Below are 10,500 nucleotides of genomic sequence, written 5' to 3'. Positions count from 1 at the left end.
GCTATGGAAAAGCGCGCTTCGCGAGCGGCCTCCGCCGCGCCCAGACTGGCCCGGTTTTACTCCGCCCCAGTGGCCTGGTTTTGCTCCGCCGTTGACACACTCAACCTTGCTCCAATGAGACAGAGGTTGAAGGGCGCAGTTTGTCCCATACACATACATTTTGACTTTTGGCACGCACTATCCCAATATGTCTTAGATATTGTGGGAGAGATGAGGGTGTCATGGGGGCGATTGTCGGTTATGCGCGCACTTCCACTATCGAGCAGGTGGCGGGCCTAGAAGCGCAGCAGCGGGACTTGGAAGCTTCCGGGGTTACGAAGCTATTTTCGGAAAGAGTGTCGTCCGTGGCGCAGCGGGCAGAGCTTGCCCGTGCGCTCGACTATATCCGCGACGGGGACGTGTTTGTCGTGACGAAATTAGATAGGCTCGCGCGATCTGTCGGTGACCTTATCGATATTTCGCGGGCCATCGAGGGGAAAGGGGCCTCGTTGCGCATCCTTTCCCTCAATCTTGATACCAATTCTCCGACTGGAAAACTGATGGTGAATCTGCTGGGCAGCGTCGCTCAGTTCGAACGCGAACTTATGCTGGAACGTCAACGAGAAGGTATCGCCAAGGCCAAAGCCGAAGGAAAATATAAGGGCAGAGCACCGACCGCACGTGCAAAAGCCGAAGAAATAATGCGTATGCGCGCCGAGGGTACGGGTCCAGCCGAAATTGCCCGCCGCGTCGGGATAGGACGGTCTTCCGTCTACCGGATTTTAGCAACGTAGGAGACATTTGTTTCGGATACGAAACAGTGAAACCGGTTTCAAAAAATCAGCCGTCCTGCTGTTCCACCTTCGCAATGTGCAGATGACTTAGATCGAGGCCGTCATAGCTTACTTTGTCCATCCACTGCCCGAGGATCGAAGCGCGCCCGCCCGTCCCATAGCGTTCTTCGAGGCCACCGCTACGCGCCCAGCCTCCTAGTGCGCGTGTCGTATCAATAGGGCTTCCGGCATTCCGCAGCGCGTCCCTGAATCCATGCCGGAAGCTGTGGAACGAAACCCCTACCCGAGCTTCGATCTTGTCTTTCAGCATATAGCTAAACCGCTTCTGGAACAAATCGACGCAATGCCGCTGATTGTCGCCCGGAAGATCGTGGAACAACCTACCCCCTGCCCGCTTCCGTTCTTCCACAAATTCCATGAAACCGAGCTTTTTCAATTCGACATGGATTGGAACGACACGGGCAGAGCCGCGCGTCTTCAAGCTCCTGTCGTCCGTTTGCCGAAGCTCGATAACGTCAATGCCATCATCCTTTTTAATGTCCTCGGCGCGCAGCCAAACGATTTCACCAAGCCGCATTCCTGACCAGAGGCCCAGCAAGGGAGTCCAGAACCTTCCGCCACGGGTTTGACCGGACCACGCGGGCAATTCTGCAACGAGCTTTTTCAGTTCCTCACCATTGAAGGGCAGACGCGACGATGGCTCTTTGACGTGCCCTGTCATCAAACGGGAAGCCGGATTGTGTTCAAGGATACCTTTCTTGACCGCATAGTTAAAAAACGCGGTTAGGCGGTGGACGTAATTTTGAACAGACCCTTGCGATAGGATCGTGCTTCCCTTCGCCTTCGCGATGGCCGCAACCTCGCTCAAGGGTTTATCGGCAAACTCTTTGTGCTTGTTATAGTTGCGAGGCAGCGCCGCCAGCAGTTCATGACAGGAAGCGCAGTCCGCGCGGGTTATATCGGCAATCGGCCTGTTTTCGCCGATAAGTTCCCGCATGACGGCGAACGGCAAAATGTATTTTGTAGCCGCGCTTTCCGAAAGGTGGCCGCGTGTTGGATCAGATTCAAACCGGTCGATAACTTGACCTAGTGTCGCCCCGGACGATTGCGATACTTTCGGCGGCGGGTTGTGCGCAAACGTTTCAGAGAACAGCGCATCAACAGCCCCAGCGCCCGCACGCCCCTCAAGCCGGGTAAGTTCCCTTTCAAGGTGTTCATGTTCCGCACGGCGGATAAGGCCGGCAAATTCGAACCAGAGACGGTCCCCGCGTTCCACTGCTAGGCCAAGCTCGCGTAGTACCTTTTCCGCTATTGGCTGGACCGCACTGCCCCAGACCTCTTCGTCCGGTGAAGCGATATCGGCCAAATCCGCCAGCACAATCTCCTTTGCGGCGTCCGGGTCCGTGTCTCCCCAATCGAAATGCCGGCGTTCAAGATTGTAAAGGTGCAGCCGCGCGGCCTGATAAAGCTGTTCTAGCGTAACACCACGGCGGTTTGGCGATACTGGTGCCTTGCCCAATTTCGCGTCTTCGAAGGCTTTATCAGTCTCGGCAGCGACCCGCCGCGCCCTGTCGGACGCAACCCGGAAATCCGTAGTGTTGAGACTTCGGCAGATTTGTTGTTTGCCGTCGAAGAGCGGACGTACCGATTCCGGTATCCGCCTGACATAAAAATAAGCGGATTTCTTGCGTATCAAACCAGCGACTCTTGCCATCACAACCGCCAAATGTTGGAACCAATGTTGGAACCAATGTTGGAATTATATACGCCAGAAAGCGCTTTGCAAACAGTAGTTTGCTGGATTTTCAAGGGGTTAATAGAGCGATGGTGCGGACGACGGGGGTCGAACCCGTACGATCATGGATCGAGGGATTTTAAGTCATTTCCTCTACGTCTGCTATCGGATACGAACAGCTTCTATAGGTGGCTGTGCAATAAGCACTTTTCGTGGCTTTACGGTTATCTAAGGTCCTTATAGGGTGACGCAAGGGGACATCAAATGGATACCCTGGCGGATACCCGTGAGCGGCCAACGGATAGAAGACCTCATGCCAGTCTTGACTGATGACTTCCTGCAAAACCGCCTGTCGTTGAAGGGCCGCAATGAGGTCTTGATCCGCGATAGCAAGTTAACCGGTTTCGCTGTCCGAGTCCGACGAAAGGCTGACGGTTCGCTGTCCAAAGTCTTTTTCGTGTTTCAGGAACTACCTTCGCCTGCTGGCAAGCGAAGGCGAAGAAAGATCACTATTGGCGACCATGCTACTTTCCCTGCAGAGAAGGCGCGAGCGGCTGCGCAGACTATGCTACAAGCAATAAAGACCGGCGACGACCCTGCTGCTGTCCGAGCGGCAAAAAAGGCGCAGCCCCTCTTTGAGCATCTCGTCGCCGATTTCGAGGAAAACCACATTGCCGACAAGAAGCCGGCGACGCAAAAAGACTACCGGGGCAGGATAAGGCGAAATCTCCTCCCGGAATTCAAAGGTCGTCGCGTGGCTGATATCACGCCGGAAATGGTCCGCGCGTTCATGCGAAAAAAGAAATCAAACCCAATTGATGCAAACCGTAGCCTTGCCGTCCTATCCAAGATGATAAGCCGGGCCATTGAGCTCGACATGCGGAGAGACAATCCATGCGCGCGGTTACCGAAAAACAAGGAAGCGACCCGCGAACGTTGGCTTGATGAGACGGATTTACCTTCCTTTCTGAAGGCACTGGCGACCTTAGAAGGAGCCCATGCCGATTGCATCCGGTTTCTTACTGTGACCGGTTGGCGTGTCTCTGAAGCGCTAGATTTAACTTGGGATATGGTTGACCTGCCGCGCCTAATGGCCCGGCTTCCCGATACTAAAACCGGAGCAAGTGTGCGGGCGCTGGCGACCGACGCTGCGACTATCATCGACCGTCAGTTTCATCGCTTTGGTTTTGTCTTTTCCAGCCGGAAAGGTGCTCAACGCATTTCATACAAGATGCTGCGGGAAATTTTGAACAAGGTGTGCGCAAAGGCCGACATTGAGCCAATTACCCCGCATGTTCTGAGGCATACCGCAGCGACGTGGGCCGCAATTAACGGTGCGGAAGCTCACGAGCTTAGGGAAGCATTCGGCTGGAAAACATTGGCGATGACAGCTCGCTATGTTTCGAAATCCGAAAGCCTCGCCCGCCGTGGCGCGCAACGTGCTGCTGACGCAATGAATGTGCTGCAAAAGCCCCCTGCGAAAGTGTCCGCGGCCAATAAAGCATAGACCACGCGGTGGGAAATGTCCGACTTATCAAAAGTTCTCACAGACATGGTAGGGAACATTATTCCAAAAGAAGCACTTTTGGAGATCGTTCATCGATTTGAGATTGGGCAAGGACAACTTCAAGAACTGTGTAGTGCTATCCAAAATGCCAATTTGAACGTAGGAACTAAGCAAGAAGCCTCTATTGATGCAATCCGCAAGCGCCAAGCGCTATTTGCCGCTGCGCTAGAGCAATTCAAAAAATTGCCCAAAGGCCACTTTGTGGAAAGGGAAGGAGTTATGCAGTACATGCCCGAGGCAGTTGTAAGGGCGTGTCCTGATACCGTCACCTTCCCAGACGCTATAGCGCCCACCGTATTCGAGAATATGGTTTGCGCGCTCATCGCTTACGGTGAGTTTCCGGTGAGGCTGCTCGAGGCGGAAGAGTCTGACCGGAAAGCGTTAGGAAACAGGACCAACATCCGCAGGCACGCATTCTGGTTCGGTTTGCTGACATTCTGGTACCACGAATTGGGCCGGCCGCTTACCATTACAACCAACCCGATCACCGGACAACCAGGCGGTCATCTGGTCGAGTTTCTTTCGGCTTTGTCAGCGCACCATCTGGCCGATGATGAACGGACGCCTATGGCAATCGCGGGTTTTATTCGACGCAATAAGATGCGGGCAATAAATGACCCGAATTTCGGCATCAACCGCATAATGTCCTTTTGGTAGGATAAAATGGATTTTGAACGGCCATTTGCACCGACAGCTTCCATGTGAATATTTTTCGTCACCCATAGCAAATGACCGGTGACGATATGTACCCTAAAGCATCCAAGCTCTTTTCAAATCGACTCGCCTACTGGACAGGGCAAGGCCTGTATGGTGCTGATGTCTACAAGCGCCTTGCGGAAGATGACGAGCTTCCAATCAGCTTCGAACCGGCAGACGCCGCTGAGATTATGGGCGTCATCCCCTCAACCCTGAAAAAGCATCGCAATCGTTGTTCAGGGCCTGACTTCATTCGCACTTCAGGCCGCACAGTTAGATATCCGCGCGCAGCCTTCTGCTACTGGCTAGCGAGGCGGTATGTGAAAGTCGGTCAGCGGCAGCGGGAGCCAGCGTAATGACCGATCCCGGCGGAATGCTCCTGTTCCAATTCGAGGGCCTCGGCACTAGCGAGTATTACGCTTTGAGGCTCGGCGGGCCATTTTTCCTGCCAACAGAGATAAGCATGGACGGAGACAACCTACATGTGCGTGACGGCATCTCTGCCCTCCAGAGTCTCGTCTCAGATTTCCTCAAGGCAGCGCCGGCCGCCCCGTCGCGCAAATGGTGACGCATGGCTAGAAGCAAACTCAAGCGAAAGGGCGGATCCAAATTCATCAAGATTGATAGCTATGTAAAGCGTTCCGCCGCATGGAAGGCGCTTACGCCGACAGAGCGCGCCGCCTATCTCGAAGTAAAATGGCGTTATGACGGCTTCAACAACGGGCGCATCGGGGTTGGTTGCCGCGAGTTGGCAGATGAGTTGAACAAGGGGCGCGATACCGCCTCACGCGCGCTCAAAGGCCTTGAGGAAAAGGGCTTCATCGTCGAGATGAAGGCCAGTGCGTTCAATGTTAAGAACCGCGCTGCAACCGAGTGGCGGTTAACCGAGTATCCGTGCAACGTGACCAATCAACTCGCCTCAAAAGACTTCATGCGAGTGCACCTTAAGGAAAAACCACAGTCCGATCCATCGGACACACAGTCCGATCCATCGGACGCCGCACCCCGGAAACCGATCGGAAAGACTCCTCACAGTCGCATGGATCGGACTGTGACGCCGGAAATCAAAAAACCACAGTCGCACCCATCGGACACATATAGATCTACCATGGGAGGTAGGACCAATGTCGCTTAACAGTCTGCCGCTCTTTGCATGGACACAACCAAGAACGGTCCTGCTTTTCCCGCTGGCGAAACGAGTGAGCAAGGTTCGGCATACAACAGCCATGCTGCTTCAAAAGCGTGGTGAGGACGCTGACCTTTATTGGAAACAAGTGATTTCCGCCAACCGGAAGTCTCTGGCGCGTGTGGGCTTTTCGGACGCCGAAACCGAAAAGGAACTGCGTGCCTTCTTCGACGCTGTGCAGTCTGAATTGGTTCGGGCTAAAGCGATCCGCGAGAGGAACGAAAACGGAGCGGCATGAGCGAGGCCGATGGACCGACTTATACGCGTGCCCACCGCCAACGTCATTGAGTGTTGCATGTGAAGATGACCATATCGACGATCCACCTACTACCGTCCAACTCGCGGATCAGCACCACATCATTCTGATCCTTCGGTGAAACGCCCATGCGGTAAGGCAAATCGGTTCCTGCCGAGGTGTAGAGATAATTATGATCGCCGGCGGCATCGGTGATGGTGAAATCGCCTCCATTGGGCAGCCTGGCCTCATGCCAAGTGAGCGTCGAGGGCGGCGCGAACTCCGTTCCTTCCCCAGTAAAGACATTGCAGGCTGTCGCACTGCAAACGAACAACGCATAAAATGCCGCCGAAAGTTTCAACACGATCGCTCTCCTATGATGTTCATGACATGATCCTGTCGCCAGATTAAAATGCCGTCCGCCGCAAGTCGCTCTACTTCATGACGACACCAAACGAGAAGCATACCGATAATTCGGTGCATTGAACTCGGAAACCGCGAGAGAGTGCGACCATGAAGCCGATGAAAAACCCGAAGTACGAGGCGTTCTGCCAGGGCATGGCAAAGGGGATGACTGCATCGGCAGCCTATCTGGCTGCGGGATACAAGGGAGACCGCACAGCTGCCTCCCGCTTGTCAACTAATGTCAACATCAGGCGGCGTATTGCCGAGATCATAGGCGAGACTACGAACATGGCGCAAAAAGAACTCGGGTGGCAGGCAAGAGACCTGTTCACCCGCGTGCGCAAAATCAGCGAGGCTGCGCTTGAAGCCGGTGATCTGCGCACTGCACTTGCTGCTGAAAAGTTCACCATCGAGTGTTTTGGATATCGCGATAGTCCAACACTGACGCACGAGCATGTTAACGGGACTGCTGTTGCATCAGTCGATCGTCCACCTGAGGAAGGCCGAAGGGAGGGCGTTGCTCGTGTAATCGCGGCCATGCGCGAGGTGCAAGCCAAATATCGCATCAATGGAGCGCAGGGAAAGGAAGGGTGATCCAATCGATGGGCGGCCCGGCTCTTCGATTGGATAGCCGTAGAACTCAGGTTACGTTAGCCGCCCAATGCCGGTGGCATCACCCTTGTGACCGATGATGGCGGCATCGCCCGTCCAACGAACTCCAATATAACCCGCCAAGGTAGAGGGTTCGTCGGGGACACAAGAAGGCCGCCTCACTGGACCCCTGAATAGCTCACCATCCGTCCATCTTGGTCGAGGTTGATGTAAGCACGTTTTCCGCGCAGGCCAACGGCCATAAAGACTAGGCGGTCAGAATGAGCTTCCAGAAAGCGCAATGCCTGGCCGCTCGCATCATAATGCGTGATATCCTTTCCATCGGTTTCCCTAAACCCATTGTCCGCTAGAAATCCCTCATTGGCGCGGGTGGCAGCAAATGCCTTCAAGCGCCTAGTTCGCTGAAATAGACCGACCAAAACCCCGATCCCGGTTATGACTGCGGTAACTGTGAAGCCCCCAACCAAGGCCAGAGGAAGTGCGACGTCAGGTTCGACTTCGCCCATGGTGGTGACTACAAACACCACCATTACCGCCGCACAAAATCCTGCGACAATCAGTAGAGTACTTCCGATAAATGTCAGGAACAGAGTTCCAATTAATCCACGGTCATGTCCTCGAACCATCCCTCTACCGCCGATGAAGGGACAGAATACGACGGTGAGCACCAAGACAATGAGACCAATGTTCTTCTTCGTTTCCTTGTACATGTCACGGCCGAAAGCTAGGCCGTATCCGGCTATGGCTGCACCACCGACCCCAGCGGCCAGAAGAGCCAGTTTTGAATGCTTGCCGCTGGCCATTATGAAGCCCCCGTCTCCCGCTCGGCAGCTCTGTATATGGTCCGCGTCAGTGAATACAGAAACCACAGCGCCCCCACTAGCCACCCAATGACAATGATCAAAACAGAGATGACCAGATAAACCAGTTCCCCGAGCTTGATCGCTCCCTTCCCCAGAAGTTTAATGGCCGCTGCCGTTTTCCCGCCCATCCGCGCCGCCAAAGATCGAAATCGCGATAGTTCTTTCGCATCGTCCGCATATTCCATCGCCCGGAAACCCGCTTTCACACCTCCAGCGGATACGATCCATGACGTAGAACTGGCGAGCACACCAACTTCGTCCAGAACCTCCTTACGGATCGCTCCGCTAAGTGCCTGTTTCGCCGCCTTTGTATCAACAGGCATCATCTCAGAAAGCGGCTCTCTGACCTGCTGGAAATCACCATTTGCAACGTCACGCCAGTTGATCTCGCCGAATATCGCACGAAGGGTTGATATTGATGGCCGCTTGAATTTGGGCAGCGAAACCCGCAACAAGCCGCGTTTCAACTCGGCGACGTCCACAAGTCGTGTCGACATCATCTTCAAACGAGAGACCAAGTTCCTAGACAGTTTTCCAGCCTTGTTGGCTGTCTTGATGAGAGAGAAGCCGGCGTCAGCCGCGCCTGATCCAGGTGCAATTGTGGCCAATCCGGCCAATGCCAGACCGAGTGTCAGCGTGTCGTAGTCTTCTCCCTTGGCGAGACTGGCTCCCTGTACAACGACGTCACGGACATCTCCCACGCCGACATAGTCGGCCGCAAGGACACCGCCGATGGAGGCGACACTCGTTATCTCACCAGTCATCGCACCATTTGCGAAGTCCTGGATGTTCCTGAGACCGAACTCGAATGGATTTTCTTTCGTTCTCTCCACCAGCTCCTGTGGCAATGCTCGGCCATTTTCGTGCGCGATCTCAACAAGAGTCTGGGCTTCCGGGATGTCTTGGTCATCCAACGCCTGCTCGACGGCGATTTTGTATTCTTCATCCGACAGACGGCTCAGCCGATATTCGGTGATAGAAAATGGATCCCAAAAATTGAAGGCTAGTTTGAGAGTCGCGAAATGATTGGAAGCCAGGAACGCAACAAGAGACGCGACCAGCATTGCGCCGCCAAATATTCGGCGTCCTATTCGAATAAGCTGAAACACACCAAGCCCATATATCCCCGCGAAATTTTGTAGAGAGCGATTTCCTCCTTTTCAATGCTTAATTCACCGCAAGATATCGTCGTCTCATGTCTCCCTGAGGTCGAGCTTCGCGGGGAGTAACTACCTAAAGACAAACTAGTCACCGAGCGGTAAGGCATCCAGAACGATAGAGAACGACTCTCCGCTACATGCGCTCGACCACTCTCGATGCTGCTGGAATAGTTATTTCGCAGAAATGGTGTCTTTTGATGTGGTTCTTAACCATGGGTAGCGGTCCACAGGTCGGCAAGCGTGAGGGGTTAGGTGGCCGGAATGCTCATACGCGCTCGCCGAAGAATGAACTGGTCAACTCGCCTGCGTGGCTTTCCAGCCAAGCCTTGCGTCGCTCGTAGTCTGGCAGGATCGCTCCAAGATAAGTCCAGAACCGCTCGTCATGCGTGCGGTGGCGCAAGTGCACGAGTTCATGAACGACGACATATTCCAGCACCGGCCTCGGCGCGAAGATCAAGTGCCAGTTAATCAGAAGATTGCCTTCCGGCCCGCACGAACCCCAACCATGCGCCATGTCAGCGACGCGGATCGAACGAGGGTTGAGATCAAACCTGTGGCTGTAGTTTTCCACGATCTCCTTGATGTCGCGACGCACGCGCCGCCTCATCCAGAGCTTGAGTTCGGAGGCGACAACATGGTCGGGCTCGGCCCCCGCCCAATGCGGCAAATCGACGATGAAGCCGTTGCGGTAGGTGACAGCGATCTGTTCGGCATCGGTGCGGCGCACGGTCAGCGGCATCTTCCGCCCGCGATACGGTATCTTCGAGCCGGTCATGAAGCGGGGAACGGCATGGCGGTTGGCGGTGATCCGCTCCATTTCCCTCACGGTGTTGAATACCCACTGGCGCTTGCGCTCCAAGAAACCCGCGATGTCGTCGTCATCGTCGCTGGTAAGCGCCAGCACCTCGACATGGCCTGGCGTGATGGTGATCCGGCGCTCCGACGCCGCAGCCGAACGGCGAAGCTCGTAGAGAATTTCCTTCCGGCCAATCTGGAGCGTCGGCATCAGGCACCGCCTCCATAAGCATGGATGGCGAACTCCTCGACCTTCTCGCGGATCGCCTTGGTTTCGCCGATGCCATACTCGGTCAGGATACGTCGGACCTGTTGGCGCAAACTGCGCAGATAGGCGTCCATGTGCGCAAAGGCAGGCTGGCTCGTAGCGGCATCGGTGTTGGTTTCCACGCGGAACTGAGCCGGTTAGGCGCATAATTTCCATTGAGAATTGAGCCATGTGAACCTTCCCCCAACGCGGTGAGTGGCGGGGG

13 protein-coding genes are annotated in these 10,500 nt (G+C 54.9%); 7 read left to right on the top strand and 6 right to left on the bottom strand.

Translation table 11 applies throughout. From position 1 onward, the window contains the following. Positions 1-221: 221 nt before the first annotated feature. Positions 222-773: a recombinase family protein gene (locus ASD64_RS12180; protein WP_056105475.1), complete on the top strand. Its 552-nt coding sequence runs from the start codon at positions 222-224 to the stop codon at positions 771-773. A 46-nt stretch (positions 774-819) separates the two neighbouring features. Here the strand turns inward: ASD64_RS12180 and ASD64_RS12175 are convergent, their stop codons facing one another. Next, the gene (locus ASD64_RS12175) at positions 820-2,487 is read right to left on the bottom strand and encodes a site-specific integrase (RefSeq protein ID WP_056105474.1); all 1,668 of its coding nucleotides are present in this window, start codon (positions 2,485-2,487) and stop codon (positions 820-822) included. Positions 2,488-2,821: 334 nt separating this feature from the next. Here ASD64_RS12175 and ASD64_RS12170 point away from each other — a divergent pair, with 334 nt between their 5' ends. From ASD64_RS12170 to ASD64_RS12145, 5 genes are all read left to right on the top strand, one after another. Then, positions 2,822-4,015, top strand: a complete 1,194-nt coding sequence (locus ASD64_RS12170) for a tyrosine-type recombinase/integrase (RefSeq protein ID WP_156460123.1) — start codon at positions 2,822-2,824, stop codon at positions 4,013-4,015. Positions 4,016-4,030: 15 nt separating this feature from the next. Next, complete coding sequence (locus ASD64_RS12165) at positions 4,031-4,732, top strand: hypothetical protein (RefSeq protein WP_156460122.1); 702 nt, start codon at positions 4,031-4,033, stop codon at positions 4,730-4,732. 394 nt (positions 4,733-5,126) lie between these two features. Beyond that, complete coding sequence (locus ASD64_RS12155; RefSeq protein WP_056105470.1) at positions 5,127-5,339, top strand: hypothetical protein; 213 nt, start codon at positions 5,127-5,129, stop codon at positions 5,337-5,339. Between the two features lie 3 nt (positions 5,340-5,342). Beyond that, on the top strand, positions 5,343-5,906 hold the full coding sequence (locus ASD64_RS12150; protein WP_200957830.1) for a helix-turn-helix domain-containing protein: 564 nt from the start codon (positions 5,343-5,345) through the stop codon (positions 5,904-5,906). After that, positions 5,896-6,195: a DUF6074 family protein gene (locus ASD64_RS12145; protein ID WP_156460121.1), complete on the top strand. Its 300-nt coding sequence runs from the start codon at positions 5,896-5,898 to the stop codon at positions 6,193-6,195. Before ASD64_RS12150 ends, ASD64_RS12145 begins: the two co-directional genes overlap by 11 nt. Before the next feature lie 43 nt (positions 6,196-6,238). Here the strand turns inward: ASD64_RS12145 and ASD64_RS12140 are convergent, their stop codons facing one another. Continuing rightward, positions 6,239-6,556 carry a hypothetical protein gene (locus tag ASD64_RS12140; RefSeq protein ID WP_156460120.1) on the bottom strand — a complete coding sequence of 106 codons (318 nt, stop codon included), beginning with the start codon at positions 6,554-6,556 and terminating at the stop codon, positions 6,239-6,241. A gap of 149 nt (positions 6,557-6,705) precedes the next feature. On the opposite strand from ASD64_RS12140, the gene ASD64_RS12135 reads away from it, so the two are divergent. Further along, positions 6,706-7,191 (top strand): terminase small subunit, encoded by a 486-nt coding sequence (locus ASD64_RS12135; RefSeq protein ID WP_056105466.1) that lies wholly within the window; start codon positions 6,706-6,708, stop codon positions 7,189-7,191. 176 nt (positions 7,192-7,367) lie between these two features. Here the strand turns inward: ASD64_RS12135 and ASD64_RS12130 are convergent, their stop codons facing one another. The 4 genes from ASD64_RS12130 to ASD64_RS21270 form a co-directional block, all read right to left on the bottom strand. After that, a complete protein-coding gene (locus ASD64_RS12130) occupies positions 7,368-8,012 on the bottom strand; it encodes a hypothetical protein (protein ID WP_056105464.1) in 645 nt (214 codons plus the stop codon). Then, the gene (locus ASD64_RS12125) at positions 8,012-9,136 is read right to left on the bottom strand and encodes a hypothetical protein (protein WP_056105462.1); all 1,125 of its coding nucleotides are present in this window, start codon (positions 9,134-9,136) and stop codon (positions 8,012-8,014) included. The genes ASD64_RS12130 and ASD64_RS12125 overlap by 1 nt, the downstream gene beginning before the upstream one ends. Before the next feature lie 361 nt (positions 9,137-9,497). Beyond that, positions 9,498-10,238: a M48 family metallopeptidase gene (locus ASD64_RS12120; RefSeq protein WP_056105460.1), complete on the bottom strand. Its 741-nt coding sequence runs from the start codon at positions 10,236-10,238 to the stop codon at positions 9,498-9,500. Next, the gene (locus ASD64_RS21270; protein ID WP_056105458.1) at positions 10,238-10,417 is read right to left on the bottom strand and encodes a hypothetical protein; all 180 of its coding nucleotides are present in this window, start codon (positions 10,415-10,417) and stop codon (positions 10,238-10,240) included. The genes ASD64_RS12120 and ASD64_RS21270 overlap by 1 nt, the downstream gene beginning before the upstream one ends. Positions 10,418-10,500: the final 83 nt, after the last annotated feature.

Origin of the sequence: Mesorhizobium sp. Root157, assembly GCF_001427385.1 — a bacterium.
In the GTDB taxonomy this organism is placed as follows: Bacteria; Pseudomonadota; Alphaproteobacteria; order Rhizobiales; family Rhizobiaceae; genus Mesorhizobium.
The sequence above is the reverse complement of the archived record's forward strand: the minus strand, read 5'-3'. Positions and strand labels throughout refer to the sequence as shown.

What these genes read in the sequence shown, in the direction of transcription:
- ASD64_RS12180 (WP_056105475.1), top strand. Translation starts at nt 222, where the DNA reads ATGGGGGCGATTGTCGGTTATGCGCGCACTTCCACTATCGAGCAGGTG.
- ASD64_RS12175 (WP_056105474.1), bottom strand. Translation starts at nt 2,487, where the DNA reads ATGGCAAGAGTCGCTGGTTTGATACGCAAGAAATCCGCTTATTTTTAT.
- ASD64_RS12170 (WP_156460123.1), top strand. Translation starts at nt 2,822, where the DNA reads ATGCCAGTCTTGACTGATGACTTCCTGCAAAACCGCCTGTCGTTGAAG.
- ASD64_RS12165 (WP_156460122.1), top strand. Translation starts at nt 4,031, where the DNA reads ATGTCCGACTTATCAAAAGTTCTCACAGACATGGTAGGGAACATTATT.
- ASD64_RS12155 (WP_056105470.1), top strand. Translation starts at nt 5,127, where the DNA reads ATGACCGATCCCGGCGGAATGCTCCTGTTCCAATTCGAGGGCCTCGGC.
- ASD64_RS12150 (WP_200957830.1), top strand. Translation starts at nt 5,343, where the DNA reads ATGGCTAGAAGCAAACTCAAGCGAAAGGGCGGATCCAAATTCATCAAG.
- ASD64_RS12145 (WP_156460121.1), top strand. Translation starts at nt 5,896, where the DNA reads ATGTCGCTTAACAGTCTGCCGCTCTTTGCATGGACACAACCAAGAACG.
- ASD64_RS12135 (WP_056105466.1), top strand. Translation starts at nt 6,706, where the DNA reads ATGAAGCCGATGAAAAACCCGAAGTACGAGGCGTTCTGCCAGGGCATG.
- ASD64_RS12130 (WP_056105464.1), bottom strand. Translation starts at nt 8,012, where the DNA reads ATGGCCAGCGGCAAGCATTCAAAACTGGCTCTTCTGGCCGCTGGGGTC.
- ASD64_RS12125 (WP_056105462.1), bottom strand. Translation starts at nt 9,136, where the DNA reads ATGCTGGTCGCGTCTCTTGTTGCGTTCCTGGCTTCCAATCATTTCGCG.
- ASD64_RS12120 (WP_056105460.1), bottom strand. Translation starts at nt 10,238, where the DNA reads ATGCCGACGCTCCAGATTGGCCGGAAGGAAATTCTCTACGAGCTTCGC.